Origin of the sequence: Gordonia sp. UCD-TK1 (assembly GCF_001691435.1) — a bacterium.
Lineage (GTDB): Bacteria > Actinomycetota > Actinomycetes > Mycobacteriales > Mycobacteriaceae > Gordonia > Gordonia hongkongensis.
The window spans coordinates 146,578-163,657 of record NZ_LZMP01000068.1 but is presented as its reverse complement, the minus strand read 5'-3'; the positions used below and the strand labels follow the sequence as shown (position 1 = coordinate 163,657).

The window sequence follows — 17,080 nt, the reverse complement described above, 5'->3', positions numbered from 1 at the left end:
CGACGCGCTCACGACGACCGTTCCGGCCGTGGCCCCAGTGAACGGTCACGACGCTCGTCCCGGTAATTTCCGACGCGCAGCCAATCCTCGCGATCGTCGGGCGTCGCCAGACACAGGCTCACGAGCTCCAAGGGCGACAAGAAGATGTGGTCGTCGCTCTCGAGGTCTTCGACGAGCAACCGGTCTCCGTTGCCGGTCGAATCCAGCGACAGGCGTACCGCCGCGAACTCGTTGATCAGGGATGCGAGTTCGCGACGCCGCACGCGGCGCTCGTCGCCACCGGATTCTGCACGTTCATGTGTGGTCATAGTCATCGACGACCCGTCTCGCCCAACCTTGCTCCGCTGAATTCTCGAAGAGTTGCTGCCAACTCGACAGAACCCACTTGCCCTTGCGGTCATCCCGCCTCATAGTCATATCGTATACCGGTGTCAGAAACAATCCCATGGATCGAAGACCAAACCGCTCTGAGTTCCATGTCGGCCCAGTTCAAGACACCACAGGCACATCCATCTAATGTGGACATAGTGGAAACCTCACCCGATCACAATGGAGGCCCGAGCATGACCGAGACAACGATTTCCACCCCTGCGGCCGACACCGGCGAGTACCGGAGCATCTGGACCTACCTCCGCGAACTGGAGTTCCGTCAGGGTTTCGTCGACATCGGCGGGATACGGACCCGATACGCCGAGGCCGGTTCCCCGGACAAACCGCACGCCATCCTGCTGCACGGCACCGGCGGCCACTGGGAGACCTTCGCGCCCAATCTCGGACCGCTGTCGGAACATTTCCACTGCGTGGCGATCGACATGGTCGGCAACGGCTTTTCCGAGAAGCCCGATTACGACTACGAGATCGCGGTCTATGTCGAACAGGTCCTCGGGGTGATGACGCACTTCAACATGGCGTCGGCGCACTTCATCGGCATGTCCCTGGGCGCGTGGGTGTCGGCCGCGGTCGCAACCGAACATCCCGACCGCGTCGACAAGGTCATCCTGATGTCGCCCGCCGGCCTGATCGCGACCGCGTCGAACATGGCACGCATCCGCGCCGAGCGCACCGAGGCCGTCAACAATCCCAGCTGGGAATCACTCCACAAGGTGTTCGCACACCTCATCGCCGATGAGGCCAACCGACTCCCCGACCTGATCGCACTGCGGCAGGCGATCTACCGCCGCGAGGACACCCGCACCACGATCGATCACCTGCTGATCCTGCAGGATGCCGAAACGCGCGACCGCAATCTCATCCCCGAGGAGAAATGGGCCACGATCGCCGCGCCCACGCTCGTCGTGGCCTCCGGCAAGGACGAGGGCGAGTACCAGAGCACTGCTCACATCGTCGCCGATCTGATCCCGCGTGCCGAGGTGTTCGAGATGCCCGCGGTCCGGCACTGGCCGCACTTCGAGGACCCGGCCGCGTTCAACCCGACCGCAGTGGAGTTCCTTCGCCGATGACGACGACTCTGGGCGACACCGACGTCGCCGACCTGGCACGCCGCCTCTACGAGGCGGAGAGGACACGGGTCCCCATCCGGCAGATCTCCCTCGAGCATCCGGAGATGACCATCGAGGACTCCTACGCGGTGCAGCGCGAGCTGATCCGGCTGAAGGTCGCCGACGGCGCGGTGTCGCGCGGCCGCAAGATCGGCCTCACGTCCAAGGTCATGCAGCGCGCGGTGTCCATCACCGAACCTGACTACGGCGTATTGCTCGACGACATGTTCTTCGACGACGGTGGCATCGTGCCGGCCCGTCGATTCATCCGGCCGCGCATCGAAGTCGAACTGGCGTTCATCCTCGGCGAATCCCTCTCCGGGCCCGGGATCACCCTCTATGACGTTCTCCGGGCAGCGGAGTACGTGACCCCGGCGCTGGAGATCCTCGACGCGCGTGTGCAGATGACGGACCCGGAGTCCGGCCACCGCCGGACCATCGTCGACACCATCAGCGACAACGCCGCAGATGCCGGGGTCGTCCTGGGCGGACGCGTGGTGACGCCCATGGACGTCGACCTGCGCTGGGTTTCGGCTCTTCTCCTACGGAACGGCTCGATCGAGGACTCCGGGGTCGCCGCATCGGTGCTCGGCCATCCGGCAAACGGTGTCGCGTGGCTGGCCAATCGTCTCGCCCCCCACGGAGTCGCACTGAGCGCGGGCGAGGTGATCCTCGCGGGGTCGTTCACCGCGCCGGTCTTCGCCGAACCCGGCGACACGTTCGTGGCCGACTACGGACCGCTCGGAACGGTGTCCATCCACTTCGCCCCGGAGGCTCCCGAATGACCGGCGAACGCAACCCCTGGATCCGGCAGTTGCACGGCGAGCATCCCCGGATCGGGATGTGGATCGCGTCGGGGAATCCCTACAGCGCGGAGATCTGCGCCGGCGCGGGACTCGACTGGCTGATGCTCGACCTGGAGCACGTGCCGAACGACGTCCGCTCCACGCTTGCACAACTGCAGGCGGTCGCCGCCTACCCCGTCGAGGTGCTGGTACGTCCGGCGACCGGCGACCCGAGCGTGATCAAACAACTCCTCGACATCGGGGCCACCAATCTGATCGTCCCGATGGTCGAGACCGCCGACGAGGCCCGCGCCCTGGTCGCCGCGACCCGCTATCCGCCCGAGGGCATCCGCGGGGTGGGAAGCGCACTGGCCCGCGCCTCCCGCTGGAATCGCATTTCTGACTATCTCATCACCGCAGACGCCGCAGTGTCGCTCACCGTGCAGGTCGAGACCGCCGGCGCACTCGACCAGCTGGACGAGATCGTCGCCGTCGATGGTGTCGACGCCGTGTTCATCGGGCCCGCCGATCTCGCCGCGTCGCTCGGCTACCTGGGCAAGCCCGAGCACCCCGAGGTCGTGGCGACGATCGAGGAAGCCTTATCGCAGATCAAGGCCGCAGGAAAGGCCGCCGGAGTCAACGCCTTCAACCCGGAGGTGGCACGTCGGTACATGTCGGCCGGCGCGTCTTTCGTGTTGGTCGGCGCGGATGTGACGATCCTCGCCCGCGGCAGTGAAGCCCTCGCCAAGCAGTACGCGGCACCGCCCCACTCCGCATGACACTTGACTCTGCGTTCCCAAGATCTGACAATAGTGTCACTGCGAGTCCCGTCTCGCACGACGAGGAAAGGTCCCCACATGGATTTGGACTTCAGCACCGAACAGTTGGAGTTCCGAGACGAGGTGCGTACGTGGCTCGACGAGAACAAACCCTCCGAGCCCCGGCCCCGGGATGCCGAGGGTATTCGTGAATACGACACTGCGTGGCAGCGGACCCAGTGGGAGGGCGGCTGGGCCGGTATCGCTTGGCCGAAGGAGTACGGCGGCGGCGGACTGACACTGTTGCAGCAGCTCATCTGGTATGAGGAGTACGCCGCGCGGGGATTCCCGGGCATCGATGCCAACTTCGTCGGACTGTCGCACGCGGGGCCCACCCTCATCACCCGCGCCAACGACGCGCAGAAGAGTTCTCATCTCCGGCGGATTCTGTGTGGTGAATCGATCTGGTGTCAGGGCTTCTCCGAACCCGAAGCAGGTTCGGATCTCGCCGCCCTCCGCGCCCGGGCGGTGATCGACGGGGATGACCTCGTCGTGAACGGACAGAAGATCTGGACAAGCTTCGCGACGATTGCCGACTACCAGGAACTTCTGGTGCGAACCGACAACACCGGCTCCAAGCACCAGGGCATCACCTGGGTCATCTGCGACATGACCAGTCCGGGCATCGAGGTCCGCCCCATCGAGACGATCGAGGGCGGCGCCGAGTTCTGTGAGGTCTTCTACGACAACGTACGAATTCCGCTCTCGAACGTCGTCGGTGAGATGAACGACGGATGGAGCGTCGCGATGTCCACGCTCTCGTTCGAACGCGGGACAGCGTTCACGGCCAATCAGGTCCGTCTGGCCAAGGTCGTGGAAGACCTCATCGAGTTCGCCCGCGATCATGTCGGTCCCGACGGACGCCGTCCGGCGATCGCCGACGACGAGATCGCACGACGACTGGCGCGAGCGCGCGCCGCGGTGACCTCACTGCGAGCCATGACCTACGTCGGCATCTGCCGCAGCATGCAGACGGATACGCCCGGCCCCAAGGGGTCGATGCTGAAGCTGTTCTACGCCGACCTGGCCAAGCAGGTCGCGGAACTGGCGTTGGACATCATCGGAACCGACGCCCTGCGCAGCACCTCCCGCTGGGACGAGAACGGCTGGGTGGGCAACTATCTGTACGCGTTCTCGCAATCCATCGGCGGCGGGACGTCCGAGATCCAGCGAAACATCGTCGGCGACCGGGTCCTCGGACTCCCGCGCTGAGCAAGGAGTACACCATGAACCTCCTCCCATCCGGCGACCAGCTCGAGCTGGTCGCCGCCGCAGGGGATTTCATCACTTCGCGACCACCGGTCGAAGAGATCCGCGTTCATCGCGACGACGCGTCACCCGTCGACCCCGAGATATGGCGCGGCGGTGCCGAACTCGGTCTGCTCACTCTCGGTCTCGACGAGGATTTCGGCGGTTTCGGTCAGGGCATCGACGACGAGGTGATGGTGGTCATGGAGTTGGCCAAGCATCTCGCAGTCGGGCCCTTCCTGGCGTCGACGCTCGGCGCCAGGGTCGCCGCGGCGACCGGACACCTCGAGCTCGTCGACCAGATCGCCGCGGGGACCGCGATGGTCGGGCTCGCGGAACTCCGCGGCGACGGGGAGATCGGCGCGGACGGGTTCAAGGGGTCCTTCGACCTCCTGGATTGCACGGGCGCGAGCCATGCCCTCCTCGTCACCCGCGACGGTGCCGCGCTCATCGAACTGGTCGAGTTCGGTGACGTCACACCGGCCGAATCGGTCGACCCGGGAACGCGGTTGGCCACCGCAACGGTGACGGCGGGCGATGTCACCGCCTGGCTGCCGGCCGGCAGCGAGTGGATCTGGGGTCGCGCCCAGATCCTCGCCTCGGCCTACCTCGCCGGCCTGGCCGAGGCGATCACCGAGATCTGCGTGGAGCATGCGAAGACCCGCGAACAGTTCGGACGGCCCATCGGCGTGCACCAGGCCATCAAACATGCCGTCGTCGACATGGCAGTCCGGGCCGAGTCCGCCACGGCGCAGACGTTTTTCGCGGCGACGGCATTCAAGGCGGGCCGGTCGGACACCGAGTTCCAGATCCTGGCAGCGAAGACGGTCGCGGCACAGGCCGCTATGAGCAACGGAAGCGGGAGTATCCAGGTGCACGGCGGGATGGGTTACACGTTCGAACACAACGCCCACCTGTATCTGAAACGCGCCATCGTCTACAAGCATCTGTTCGCAGGCGCCTCCGGAGTACTCGCCGAGCTGCTCGACCTCGAGGCCGCACAGTGAATCGAAAGGTCGCCATCGCCGGTGTCGCGCTCTCCGATGTCGGCAAGGTCGACAACAAGAACGCGTATGAGCTCATGGCCCAGGCCAGCCGTCGGGCGCTGGCCGACACCGGTCTGAGCCCCGCCGACATCGACGGGCTGGGATCGACCAGTCAGGGCACGCTGCCCCCGACCGACGTCGGTGAGTATCTGGGCATCAGACCGCGATGGATCGACTCGACCTCCGTCGGCGGTGCGTCCTGGGAGGTCATGGTCTCCCATGCGACCGACGCGATCGCCGCGGGTCACGCCGACGTGGTGTTGCTGACCTACGGGTCCACCGCCCGCGCCGACATCCGGAAGGGGCTGCGGGGAGCCAACATCAACTGGGGTGCCCGCGGCCCACTGCAGTGGGACGCGCCATACGGCCACACGCTGATCTCGAAATACGCGATGGCCGCACGGCGTCACATGCATCAGTACGGTACGACGATCGAGCAGCTCGCGGAGGTCGCGGTGTCGGCCCGGTTCAACGCCGCCGACAACCCCGAGGCGATGTACCGCGACCCGATCACCGTCGATGACGTGTTGTCCGGACCGATGATCGCCGATCCATTCACCAAGCTGCACTGCTGCATCCGTTCCGACGGCGGCGCAGCGATCATCCTGGTGGCCGAGGATCGGGTGCCCGATCTCAAGTCACCACCGGTCTGGGTGCTGGGTTCTGCGGACGCCACCTCCCACATGCTCACCAGCCAGTGGGAAGACATGACCGTGGGTCCCGCCGCGGTCACCGGCCCACTTGCCTTCGAACGCGCCGGTGTGCGCCCGTCTGATGTCGACGTCGCGGAGATCTACGACGCATTCACCTACATGCTCCTGCTGAGCCTGGAAGATCTCGGGTTCTGTGGGAAAGGAGAGGGTGGCGCCTTCGTCGCCGAGCAGAACCTACGTCTCGGCGGTGCGTTGCCGACCAACACCGACGGGGGTGGCCTGTCCGCGTGTCACCCCGGTCAGCGTGGACTCTTCCTACTCGTCGAAGCAGCCAGGCAGCTGCGCGGCGAGGGTGGTGCACGACAGGTCCCGGACGCGAAGATCGCCTGCGTCAGCGGTACCGGAGGCTGGTTCTGTTCCAGCGGCACGGTCTTGCTCGGATCGGAAGAACCGTGAGCGCTCGGAGTTCAGCCGTACCCGCGATCGCACCGCCCCTGCAGGACACCTTCGCCAACACCCGGGAACTGCTGGAAGCAGCTGCGGAACTCCACGGCGAACGCGACGCCTACGTCGAGCCGGGGTCGCGGGTCTCCTTCGCCCAGTGGGTGTCCCGGGCGCGTTCGGTGGCCGCACACTTCGCCGCGTTGGGCGTCGGCAGGGGTGATGTCGTCACCCTGATGCTCCCGTCCGGTGTCGACTACGCCACCTGTTACGCCGCCGCCGCGATGCTCGGCGCCGTCACCGCGGGCGTCAACGGAAGGCTCGGCCCGACAGAGACCGGAGCCATCCTGAGGGTGTCCGCGCCGGCGCTCATCGTTCATGCGTCGAACCAACCACCGGAGTGCGGGGTGCCCGTCGTCGACCTGCGGCTGCTCAGAACGTGGTACTCCGATCCAGGAGAACCCCCGGTCGTCGATGTCGATCGTAGCGACCCGGTCGCCATCATCTTCACCAGCGGGACAACCGGTTTGCCGAAAGGAGCCTGGTTCGACGCCGACAACCTCGCCGCGTCGGCACAGGCCGCTGGGATCATGAGTGCCCCCTATGACCGCCGCATGACTTCTACGCCGTTCTCGCATGCCGGCTACATGTCTAAATTGTGGGACCAACTGCTCTGGGGCACAGCCCTCATCATTCCACCGGCGCCGTGGACGGCAGCCGGTATGGCTCGTACGCTCGCCGACGAACACGTCACGGTCGGCGGCGGAGTCCCCACCCAATGGGCGAAGCTGCTCGAACTACCCGGTCTCGATCGGGGTTCGTTCCCCGATCTCCGGGTCGGCGTCGTTGCCACCGCACCGGCGTCACCCGAACTCGTCGAGCGCACGACGGAACTGATCGGGGTTCCGTTGGTCGTCCGCTACGCCATGACCGAGTCACCGACGGTCTGCGGAACCGACCCGGCTGATCCGCCCGAGGTCCAAACCCGGACCGTCGGGCGCCCACAGAACGGGATGACTGTGCAAGTCGTCGACGACGAGGGGGCGGTTCTCCCTCCCGGTCAGGTCGGACGGGTCCGCATCAAGGGTGATTGTGTGATGCGCGGGTACTGGCGCGATGCGGAGTTGACAGCTGCCGCTTTCGATTCCGAGGGCTACCTGCTCACCGGCGACCTCGGCACGTTCACGCCCGAGGGCAATCTCCGGCTGGCAGGCCGGTCCGGTGACATGTACATCCGCGGTGGCTTCAATGTGCATCCGGTCGAGGTCGAGCAGGCGATTGCGCGGCACCCTCTGGTACTCGACGCTGCTGTCGTGGGGCACGGCGCGCCGGTGATCGGTGAGATCGGCGTTGTGTTCGTCGTACCCGCGGATCCCCATCGACCACCCACACTGGACGAACTTCGCGAGTGGACGACGTCCTTGCTGGCCGACTACAAATCGCCCGACCATCTCGTGCTGGTCGACACGATCCCCCAGACGGCGATGGCCAAGACCGACCGGACTCGCCTGCGAGATCTTCTCGTCGAGAATCCACCGCCGTCACGTACCCCGCCAGCCAACGCTCGGAACACGTGATCGACCGAGACCCGGACAGCTCCGGGTCACCTGCAGCCCGCTACGACCCCTTGAGGAGTTCACGATGCGAGTCCACATCGCTCTCGACGAATGTGAGGCGCACGGGATGTGCGCGCTTCACGAACCAGACCTGTACGAACTGGATGACGACGGTTACGCGGCCAACGCCGACTTCACCGTCGGTGGCGGCATGGAATCCGCGGCGCGCAACGGCGCCAGTCGCTGTCCGATGAGCGCGATCAAGGTCATCGACGATTGATCTCCTCCGTCTGGGAGACGACTGTCCTCCGTGGTGGCGAACTCCATTCGCCATCACGGAGGACACGGAACATATCCGACCAGCCGGAATCAATCGACCGTGCGCCATGGGAAGCGACGGTGTCCCCCGCTTTCTGACCGACAGCGTGGACGTCGTCACCGACGGCCACCGGAATCCGGTTCGCCACATCGACTTCGGGGCTGCGCAGCGTGCGGCACGTGGGCGATCGCGAACCCCGAAATCGAGTCGTGCTCCAGTATCCAGCGGGGAGATCGGGGTTCTTGCGCGGGAAGCCGAGAGATCGCCGGCCGCAGTCGGTCTGATGTCCGGCACACTCCGACGCACCAGGAAGACGACCGTCGGTGCCGACTTGCGATATCGCCTGAGGCACAGCACGGGTCGATCGGTGCCGCTATCCCGGTGTCATCAGGGCCCGGAGCGCTCCTGGCGGATTCTAGGGGTCCTCGCAACACCGTTGGTTAGACTGGCACAAGTAAATCACGCAGGCGCTCGGCTGGTGTTCTCCAGTCGAGCGTTTTGCGTGGTCGGCCGTTGGGTCTTTGGGCGACGAGTTCGAGGTCCTCGGCGCTGTGTACCGACAGGTCGGTTCCCTTTGGGAAGTATTGGCGCAGTAAACCATTGGTGTTCTCGTTAGAGCCGCGCTGCCATGGTGAATGGGGGTCGCAGAAGTAGACCGACACACCGGTGGTGACGCTGACCTGCTTGTGCGCCGCCATTTCACAGCCCTGGTCCCAGGTCAACGACCCCCGCAGATGCTCGGGTAGAGCACCGATCAGCGGGATCAGCACGTCGCGAACCTCCTCGGCTGTGTGTCCGCCAGGCAGATGCCCGAGCAGGACGTAGCGAGTCGTGCATTCGACCAACGTCACGATGGCCGATTCCGAACGGGTACCGACGATCAGGTCACCCTCCCAGTGGCCCGGTACCGCCCGGTCCTCGACCTCAGCCGGCCGATCGGAGATCATCACCATCTCGTCGACAAACCGGGCTGCGCGGCGGTCTGGGGACCGGCGAGTCTTACGACGTGTACGTCCGGTCCGCAACGCGTCGGCGACTTCACGGCGCAACCCGCCGCGGGCCTGAACGTAGATCGCCTGGTAGATCGTCTCGGTACTCACTCGCATTGCCTTGTCATCGGGGAACTCGATGATCAAAGCGTGACAGATCTGTTCTGGAGACCACTGCTGGGCAAGTTTGTCGCGGACGTAATCCCGAAGCGGCCCAGCGGTGGCGAGTTTGGACTCCTTAGGACGTAAACGCGCACTCGCCCAGGCCGTTTGAGCCCGATAAGGACGGTATACCCCTGACACTGAGTAGGCATCAATCTCGCGTTTGATCGTCGACGCCGCCCGCCCCAACCGGCGTCCGATCTCGCGCAACGAGTCGCCGGCACGGTGCATGTCAGCGATCTGCTTACGCTCAGACAAGCTCAGGAACCGAGGATGCAGCTGGGCTTCGATCTTGGCCACCGACGGCCGTCGCCCCGCTGAGTCGTACGTCGTCATACCGGTCTTGTAGTCGATGCGGCGACCATCGGGATGAAGGCGCGCGTGAGCACCTTTGCGTATCCCCTGATCCCAATCCTGCGCAGTCCGGATATTGACGCCCACCTGCCGGGCGGCGTCGCGACGACGAACACCAGCCGCCCGCAACTCGTCATAACGAGCGCGCCCGGGATGCCCAGAGGTCCCCGGCTTGCCACGCCCGCGTAACCCGGCTCGACGCACCCAGCCAGACGCAGTACTGCGATTAACACCCACACAACGAGCGGCAACCGTGACACTCCCGCCTTCGCGATCCAGCGCCTCGAAGAACCGATCCTTCAACTCTGCAGAAACCACGATCCCCGCAACTCCCTGAAAGCCAGGGTGTTGCGGGGATCGCTAGAATCCGCCCCTCGGACGCGGGCCCACCGTGACAAGCGGGATGATGCGGAGGTAGCTCATCCTGGACGGGCCGGCGGAACCCGACGGCATGGACCACTCGACGGCGCCTGTCCGAGAGGGCAGGCGCGGTCGTCGCGGTGGGTGCGTGGACTATCCGCCCAGACGCAACCCCGAGGCGCGCGTGCCGAACAGGTCGACCCCCAGGACAGTACCGAGTTTCTCGGCGTCCCAGCGCTTTCCGCCGTTTGACACCGCACTGACGGGGGTCCAACCCTTCAACCACTGGATGTTCTCGCCCAGTGCCTTGATGACCTGTCCACTGACGTGTCCGGCCTCCGGGCTGGCGAGCCATGCGACCACCGGCGAACCAAGAGACGGATCCTTGGGGTCGAACTCGTCCTCGGACCGCTCGTCGGGTTCGATCGGCGCCGCGGCGCCGGCGATGGTGGCCGACATGCGAGTGCGCCCACCCGGGCTGATCGCGTTGACGGTCGCGCCGGTCGATGCGAGCTCGAGGCTGAGCGTCTGCGTGAGCCCGACGATGGCCGCCTTCGCCGCACTGTAATTCGTCTGCCCGAAGTGGCCCTGGAGTCCGGCACCGGAGGTGGTGTTGATGATCCGCCCGTAGACCTTGGCGCCGGTGTCCTTGGATTCCTGACGCCACTTCCGGGCCACGGCTCGGCTTGTCAGCCAGCTGCCCCGCACGTGCACCCGCATCACCAGGTCGAAATCGTCGACACTCATGTTCCAGATCGCCTTGTCGCGGACGATACCGGCGTTGTTGACCACGATGTCGAGGCGGCCCAGCTGGGAATAGGCGCGTTCGACGAGCAGATCGACCGACTCCTCGTCACCGACATCGCTGAAATCCGAGATGGCCTTGCCGCCACGGTCTTCGATGATCTGCACGACTTCGTCGGCAACCTTGCCGGTGCCCTGACCATCCAGGGAGGTACCCAGGTCGTTGACGATGACGGTCGCGCCGTGCTTGGCGAGTTCCAGCGCGTGGCCTCGCCCGATTCCGTGTCCGGATCCCGTGACCAAAGCCACCTTGCCGTCGAGCAATCCGCTCATGGTGCTGATACTCCTCTGCGTTGTGTATGTTTCGACCGCACGAGCCCTGCCGGTCGAGAGACCTAGGCCGGACGGAAGATCGTGGCCGTGAACTCGTCGGTGATGGGACGGAAGCCGACGGTCACCCGCACCCCGACTTCGAGGTCTGCGGGCTCGCAGTCTTCCATGTTCGTCATCAGCCGCGGACCCTCGTCGAGTTCGACGATCGCTGCGACGTACGGCAGCCGCTCTTTGAACGGATGCAGGTCGTTCATGTAGACGGTCGAGTACGTATACAGCGTCCCTCGACCGCTGGCTTCGAAACTGGTCACGTTCTCGCCCCAGCAGAACGGACAGAATGGCCTCGGGTAGTGGTGGACCTTTCCGCAGTCCCCGCATCTGGCCACGAGTAGTGTGCCCTGCGCGGCGGCATCCCAATATGGTGTGGTCGCGGCTTCGACGGTGGGGATGTCGGCGCGGGGCTTCGCCGGCCGGACCCCCGCCGGCTTTTCGGTGTCGGCCATCTCACCACCCCACGAATTCCGGTGGGCGCTTCTGCACGAAGGCCGACACGCCCTCGCGGGCGTCGAGCGAGTACGACTGGATTTCCTGAGCCATGGCTTCGGTGACGAACGATCCCGCTCGGTCCACGTCGGGCGACTCGTTGAACAACCGCTTCGTCAATCCCACCGCACTCGTCGGCGCCACGGCCAGTCGTCCGACGTAGTCGTCGACGGCGGCTTCGAGATCCTCCGGCGGCACCACCCTGTTCACCAGGCCCAGGTCGAATGCCTCCTGAGCGGAGAGCTTGTCGCCGAAGAACGCCATCTCCTTGGCCTTCTGCATTCCGATCCGCCGCGGGAGGMGGTACGCGCCGCCTCCGTCCACGACCAGGCCGCGCTTGACGAAGGACTCGGCGAAGTACGCATTGTCGGTCGCCACGACCAGGTCCGAGGCGTAGGCGAGGTGAGCGCCGATTCCGGCAGCGGCCCCCTGCACCACGGTCACCACGGGTCTGCTGCAGTCGAGCACCGATGCGATCAGACGTTGGGCACCACCCATGATGGTCTTCATCGGCCCAGTGGCCCGCTTCACGTTCTTGGCATGCCCATCGGCGAGTTTCACCACATCCGCTCCGGCACAGAACTGTCTCCCGCGGGCCCGGAGGACGACGACGCGAACCTCGTGGTCGGCGTTCGCATCCAGGAACAGCTCGGTGAGCGCGTCGCGATCATCGGGCCGAAGCGCGTTTGCCGCCTGTGGACGGTTCAGATGGATCGTCAGGACACCGTCGGTCAGCCCACTCTGTACCGCGTCCTCGTCGGCACGCACGTAGGCGAGTTCCGTCACTTCGTCACCGGGGTGTACTCGGCACGAAGGTGCTTGATCCCGTTGAGGAAGTTCGACCGCAACCGCACGGGTTCGCCCACCGACCTGATGTCCGGATAGCGCTCGAACAGCATCCGGAAGGCGACGTCGAGCTCGAGCCTTGCGAGATGTGCGCCCAGGCAGAAGTGGGCACCGGCACCGCCGAAAGCCACATGTGGGTTGGGATCTCGGGTGATGTCGAAGGTATAGGGATCGTCGAACATCGTCTCGTCACGGTTCGCCGAGGTGTACCACATCACCACCTTGTCGCCCTCGGACAATTCGAGGTCACCCAGCATCACCCCGTCCCGGGCAACCGTGCGGCGGAAGTGGATGACCGGTGTCGCCCACCGGAGCATCTCCTCGATGGCCGTGGACGCGTACTCCTCGTAATCCGACAACCACAGATCCCGCTGATCCGGGTGCTGGGTCAGCACGTGCAGGCCGTGCGAGATCACGTTGCGAGTGGTCTCGTTACCCGCGCCGACCAACAGGATGAAGAACTTCGCCATCTCCTGGGGTGTCAGGTTCTCGTCGTCCGCGGCGACGAGTTTGGTGATCAGATCATCCTGCGGATCGGCTATCCGGTCCTCGGCGAGATCGTTGAGAAGCGCGATCAGTCCCTCGCTCGCGGCGGTGACCGCCTTGCCGATACCGCGGGCGGACTGGTCCTCGATGTACTCGGGGTCCGATGCGCCGAGGATCGTGTTGGTGGCCTCGAGGATGAATTTCTCGTGCTCACGCGGGATTCCGAGCAGATTGTCGATGATGCGCAGGGGCAACAACGACGCGAACTCCTCGACGAAGTCGGCCTCGCCGGTCTGCGACATCTCGTCGAGGATCTCGCTGACCGTCTCCTCGATCTCGTCGCGCAACCCGGACAGATTCCGCGCGGTGAACCCGCGCGAGACGATCTTGCGCAGCCGCGCATGCTCGGGGTTGTCCATGTCGATGATGGAACCGCGGTATTCCCGGAGTTCGGCCGGCTGATCGAAGATCTGCGTCCCACCGATGCCCGACGAGAAGTCCTCGGGCCTCCTGCTCACCTCGAGAATGTCCTCGTATGTGGTCAGGGCCCAGAACCCCTTGGGGCGTCGGCCCTCCTCGGCTGGGCCCAGCGGCACGAACATCCGAGGCCGATCGCGGCGCAGCGTCGCGAACTCCGCGTCTCGTTCGGCCGGGGACTGCTGCCACCAGGAAAGGTCATGCAACGGGGTCGACGCGATCTCGTCGGTTTCGATCATGGGCACCGCCTCTGGTAGTTATGCTGGAGCTATTCTGGCATTCGTGTCATGTTTTGGCAAATACCTTGAACTGCATCTTCACACGATTTTGATCAACCACTCCAGATCTTAACTGGCTTCAACGTCACCTGAGTCACGGAGGAAGAATGACTCCATACAGCTCCCCCGCCCTGGTCATCAGCGAGTGCCAGCAGGGGCTGCTCGACCCGCCTCCGGGGTTGTTCTCCGGGCTCGCCGAGCAGGCCTCCGTCCGCGGCCTGGTCCGGAACACGGCAGAGTTGGCCCGCGCCTTCCGAGCGCGGTCGCTGCCCGTCGTTCACTGCACCATCGCCCACCGGTCCGACCAGATGGGGATGCTGCCGAATTCCTATCTGAGCAAACTGGCCATCCGCGGTCGAATGATGGTGGAGGGAAGTCCCGACATCGTCATCCCCGCGGACCTCGGTCCCGAACCGACAGATCTGGTCAGCTCACGCGCGACCGGTCTGACGGCGTTCTATGGCACCAATCTCGATGCGATGCTGAGACTGCAGCGTGTACAGACGCTGGTGCTCGCGGGCATATCCACAGATGTCGCGCTTCCCGGCTTGGCGCTCGAGGGCGTGAACCGAGGATACGACGTCGTTCTCGCAGAGGACTGCACAGCGGGTACGAGTGCCGAGAGTCACGACTACATGGTGACGAACATGCTGGCGATGCTGACGCGGATCACCCCGGCTGCCGACGTGATCCGTCGGCTGCCGGGGTGATGGCGTCGAGCCTCAGTTGGTGGCGAACGCTGCCGCTTCCGCATCGGACACCGCGTCACCGTTGATGGAGAACCCTCCGTCGACGGTGAGCATCGAACCAGTTGCGAAGGCCGATTCATCGGAGGCGAGATAGGTTGCCGCATAGGCGATATCCATCGGATTGCCGATGCGGGTGAGCCGTCCGCCACCGGTGTGGTGACCTGAATCTCCGCGTCCGGACACCACGCGGCCGACCAGGATGCAGTTCGCCCGGATCCCATCCGCCGCACCTTCGACGGCGAGTGACCGCGTCAGGCTCGTCACCGCAGACTTCGCTGCGCCATAGGCTCCGAACCCCTTGAAACCTGCGATCGCCTGACCGGATGAGACATTCAGGATCGATGCTCCTTCGGCCGAGACCAGGTGCGGCCAGGCGTACTTCGACGCCCAGAACACATTGCCGGTGAGGGTCCCGGTCATGATCGAGTCCCACTCCGCGGTGGAGTACTCATGTAACGGCTTGACCGTCGTGGCGACCACGTCTGTCGGTGCCGCGTTGTTGACGAGCGTCGAGAGTCCACCGAAACGCGAGACGACCGCGTCTATCGTGTTCCGCACACTGTCCTCGGAGGTGACATCGAGCGGAAAGAACTCGGCGTCGCCGCCGGCGTCACGGATGAAGTTCACGACTTTCTCGCCGCGCTCCACAGTTCGGCCCGTGACGGCAACCTTCGCTCCCTCCGCCGCGAAATGCTGAGCGATCGACCGTCCGATGCCCCTGGTGGATCCGGAGACCAGAGCGACCTTGCCGCGCAACCGCGTGCCCGGTGCAGTCACAGCGAGTCCCTCAGGTTCTCCATGGCAACCAGTCTGCGCCTCGCCAATTCGACCGAATCCTCGTTACCTGGTCCGGATCGGAGCTCGTTCAGCTTGTTCCGTTCGAACTCGATCTCCTCCTCGAGACGGTCCCGGGACTCGTCCCTGGTGAGCAGATCCTGATCGACCCAGTCGGCTGCGTCGATGTCTTTGCCATGAGCCATGATCGAGTCCTCAGCGAGCCGCGGCCTCGGTGCGCGGGAAGTTGTACAACTTCCGCGCGTTGAGTTCGACGATCTTGTGGGCCTCCTCATCGGGAACCTCGGCGAGGAGCTTCTCGGTGTACCGCCGGCTGTTGGGCCAGTTGGAATCCGAATGGGGGTAATCACATTCCCAGGTGATGTTGTCGATACCGACCTGGTGGCGACGGGCAACACCTTCGTGGTCGTCGATGAAGCAGCCGTAGATGTTCGACCGGAACAGATCCGAGGGACGGACCTCTTTGTTCACGTTCTGATACCAGCGATGCTTCTCCCAGGTCAGGTCGATTCGCTCGAGCAGGTACGGCATCCAGCCGATCCCGCCCTCGGACAGAGCGATCTTCAGGTTGGGGAATTTGTAGAAGACCGGCGAGAACAGGAGGTCTGCGGTCGCATACATCGAGTTCGTGCCGAATAGCGCGATCATGACCGCCATCGGCGCCTCAGGCGACGTGATCGGGGCCCGACCCGATGAACCGAAGTGCATGCACAACGGCATGTTGGTTTCTTCGGCCGCGCGGAACACTGGGTCCCAATGGTCGGTGTAGAACGACGGAAGACCCAGCGTGACAGTGTTTTCCGGGAAAGTGATCGCCTTGGCCCCCTTGGCGGCACAGCGGTAGATCTCCTCCGCGGCGGCCTGCGGGTCCCACAGCGGGAGAATGATCAGCGGGATGATCCGGTCGGGAGCCGCCGCCGCCCACTCGTCGAGGTGGAAATCGTTCCATGCCTTCACCGACAGCAGGGCGAGTTCTTTGTCCTCGCCCTCCAGGAAGACCGTGCCGGCGAATCGCGGGAACGAGGGAAAGCACAGGGCAGCCTGCACACCATCGATGTCCATGTCGGCCACGCGGGCCTTGGCGTCGTAACAGCCGGGCAACATGTCCGAGTAGCGCGTCGGGTCCATGCCGTACTCCTGCGGCTTCTTGCCGGCCACCGCGTTCAGTCCGATGTTCGGGTAGATGCGGCCCTCGTAAGACCACACCTCCGCGATCTTCTTCTTCGCGGCCCGACCGCCCTCGCCGCGTGCGGCATTGAGCAGGGCCGCCGAGAGACCTTCGTCCCCCTGCTGCTGACTCATGTCCATCTCGATGATCCGCGGACCCTCATCGAGGAACTTCTTCGGCAACCTGGTCGACCAGACGTCTGGCGGTTCGATCAAGTGATCGTCGACCGAGATCAAGTGCATGTAATCCTGGAGCGGCACAACGCCTCCTGCTACGTATGACGGGCTACAAGGGGGGGAACAGGCCACTGTGAACCTGGGCATCGTTCCCATATCTGACACTATGTCACTTTAGTGACAGGCGTCACAAGAGTCAAGTTATTCTCGGAGAAATCCGGCATTCGCGCAAAGAATCTGGAACGTCGAGGTGGT

At 64.7% G+C, this 17,080-nt stretch carries 18 protein-coding genes; 9 read left to right on the top strand and 9 right to left on the bottom strand.

Translation table 11 applies throughout. The annotated features are described in order from the left end of the window. Nucleotides 1–8: 8 nt before the first annotated feature. On the bottom strand, nt 9–308 hold the full coding sequence (locus A9310_RS23050) for a hypothetical protein (RefSeq protein ID WP_065632547.1): 300 nt from the start codon (nt 306–308) through the stop codon (nt 9–11). A 255-nt stretch (nt 309–563) separates the two neighbouring features. Here A9310_RS23050 and A9310_RS23045 point away from each other — a divergent pair, with 255 nt between their 5' ends. The 8 genes from A9310_RS23045 to A9310_RS23010 all read left to right on the top strand — a co-directional run bounded on the left by A9310_RS23045 (nt 564) and on the right by A9310_RS23010 (nt 8,326). Further along, nucleotides 564–1,460, top strand: coding sequence for an alpha/beta fold hydrolase (locus tag A9310_RS23045; RefSeq protein WP_065632546.1), 897 nt, complete (start codon nt 564–566; stop codon nt 1,458–1,460). Beyond that, nucleotides 1,457–2,284: a 2-oxo-hept-4-ene-1,7-dioate hydratase gene (gene hpaH / locus A9310_RS23040; protein WP_065632545.1), complete on the top strand. Its 828-nt coding sequence runs from the start codon at nt 1,457–1,459 to the stop codon at nt 2,282–2,284. Before A9310_RS23045 ends, hpaH begins: the two co-directional genes overlap by 4 nt. Continuing rightward, a complete protein-coding gene (locus tag A9310_RS23035; RefSeq protein ID WP_065632544.1) occupies nt 2,281–3,063 on the top strand; it encodes an aldolase/citrate lyase family protein in 783 nt (260 codons plus the stop codon). Before hpaH ends, A9310_RS23035 begins: the two co-directional genes overlap by 4 nt. A gap of 78 nt (nt 3,064–3,141) precedes the next feature. Further along, entirely contained in the window at nt 3,142–4,314 is a 1,173-nt protein-coding gene (locus A9310_RS23030) for an acyl-CoA dehydrogenase family protein (RefSeq protein ID WP_065632543.1), read from the top strand. A 14-nt stretch (nt 4,315–4,328) separates the two neighbouring features. Continuing rightward, nucleotides 4,329–5,357 (top strand): acyl-CoA dehydrogenase family protein, encoded by a 1,029-nt coding sequence (locus A9310_RS23025; protein WP_065632542.1) that lies wholly within the window; start codon nt 4,329–4,331, stop codon nt 5,355–5,357. Next, a complete protein-coding gene (locus A9310_RS23020) occupies nt 5,354–6,505 on the top strand; it encodes an acetyl-CoA acetyltransferase (RefSeq protein ID WP_065632541.1) in 1,152 nt (383 codons plus the stop codon). The genes A9310_RS23025 and A9310_RS23020 overlap by 4 nt, the downstream gene beginning before the upstream one ends. Then, on the top strand, nt 6,502–8,067 hold the full coding sequence (locus A9310_RS23015) for a class I adenylate-forming enzyme family protein (protein WP_247450257.1): 1,566 nt from the start codon (nt 6,502–6,504) through the stop codon (nt 8,065–8,067). Before A9310_RS23020 ends, A9310_RS23015 begins: the two co-directional genes overlap by 4 nt. 64 nt (nt 8,068–8,131) lie before the next feature. Beyond that, nucleotides 8,132–8,326: a ferredoxin gene (locus A9310_RS23010; protein WP_065632540.1), complete on the top strand. Its 195-nt coding sequence runs from the start codon at nt 8,132–8,134 to the stop codon at nt 8,324–8,326. 479 nt (nt 8,327–8,805) lie between these two features. Here the strand turns inward: A9310_RS23010 and A9310_RS23005 are convergent, their stop codons facing one another. The 5 genes from A9310_RS23005 to A9310_RS22985 form a co-directional block, all read right to left on the bottom strand. Further along, on the bottom strand, nt 8,806–9,852 hold the full coding sequence (locus tag A9310_RS23005) for an IS30 family transposase (RefSeq protein ID WP_247452148.1): 1,047 nt from the start codon (nt 9,850–9,852) through the stop codon (nt 8,806–8,808). 531 nt (nt 9,853–10,383) lie between these two features. After that, nucleotides 10,384–11,307 carry an SDR family NAD(P)-dependent oxidoreductase gene (locus A9310_RS23000; protein ID WP_065632538.1) on the bottom strand — a complete coding sequence of 308 codons (924 nt, stop codon included), beginning with the start codon at nt 11,305–11,307 and terminating at the stop codon, nt 10,384–10,386. Between the two features lie 62 nt (nt 11,308–11,369). Beyond that, entirely contained in the window at nt 11,370–11,810 is a 441-nt protein-coding gene (locus A9310_RS22995) for a Zn-ribbon domain-containing OB-fold protein (RefSeq protein WP_065632537.1), read from the bottom strand. Nucleotide 11,811: 1 nt separating this feature from the next. Further along, nucleotides 11,812–12,636 carry an enoyl-CoA hydratase/isomerase family protein gene (locus A9310_RS22990; RefSeq protein ID WP_254661323.1) on the bottom strand — a complete coding sequence of 275 codons (825 nt, stop codon included), beginning with the start codon at nt 12,634–12,636 and terminating at the stop codon, nt 11,812–11,814. After that, nucleotides 12,633–13,898 carry a cytochrome P450 gene (locus tag A9310_RS22985; protein ID WP_065632608.1) on the bottom strand — a complete coding sequence of 422 codons (1,266 nt, stop codon included), beginning with the start codon at nt 13,896–13,898 and terminating at the stop codon, nt 12,633–12,635. Before A9310_RS22985 ends, A9310_RS22990 begins: the two co-directional genes overlap by 4 nt. 146 nt (nt 13,899–14,044) lie before the next feature. Between A9310_RS22985 and A9310_RS22980 the strand changes: the two genes are divergently transcribed. After that, complete coding sequence (locus tag A9310_RS22980; RefSeq protein WP_065632536.1) at nt 14,045–14,647, top strand: cysteine hydrolase family protein; 603 nt, start codon at nt 14,045–14,047, stop codon at nt 14,645–14,647. 12 nt (nt 14,648–14,659) lie between these two features. On the opposite strand, the gene A9310_RS22975 is transcribed toward A9310_RS22980, so the two are convergent. Genes A9310_RS22975 through A9310_RS22965 form a run of 3 tightly spaced genes read right to left on the bottom strand, consistent with a single transcriptional unit; the run spans nt 14,660 to nt 16,909 of the window. Beyond that, entirely contained in the window at nt 14,660–15,463 is an 804-nt protein-coding gene (locus A9310_RS22975) for an SDR family NAD(P)-dependent oxidoreductase (protein WP_065632535.1), read from the bottom strand. Beyond that, complete coding sequence (locus tag A9310_RS22970) at nt 15,460–15,666, bottom strand: hypothetical protein (RefSeq protein WP_065632534.1); 207 nt, start codon at nt 15,664–15,666, stop codon at nt 15,460–15,462. The genes A9310_RS22975 and A9310_RS22970 overlap by 4 nt, the downstream gene beginning before the upstream one ends. Nucleotides 15,667–15,676: 10 nt before the next feature. Next, nucleotides 15,677–16,909, bottom strand: coding sequence for an amidohydrolase family protein (locus tag A9310_RS22965; protein WP_247450260.1), 1,233 nt, complete (start codon nt 16,907–16,909; stop codon nt 15,677–15,679). Nucleotides 16,910–17,080: the final 171 nt, after the last annotated feature.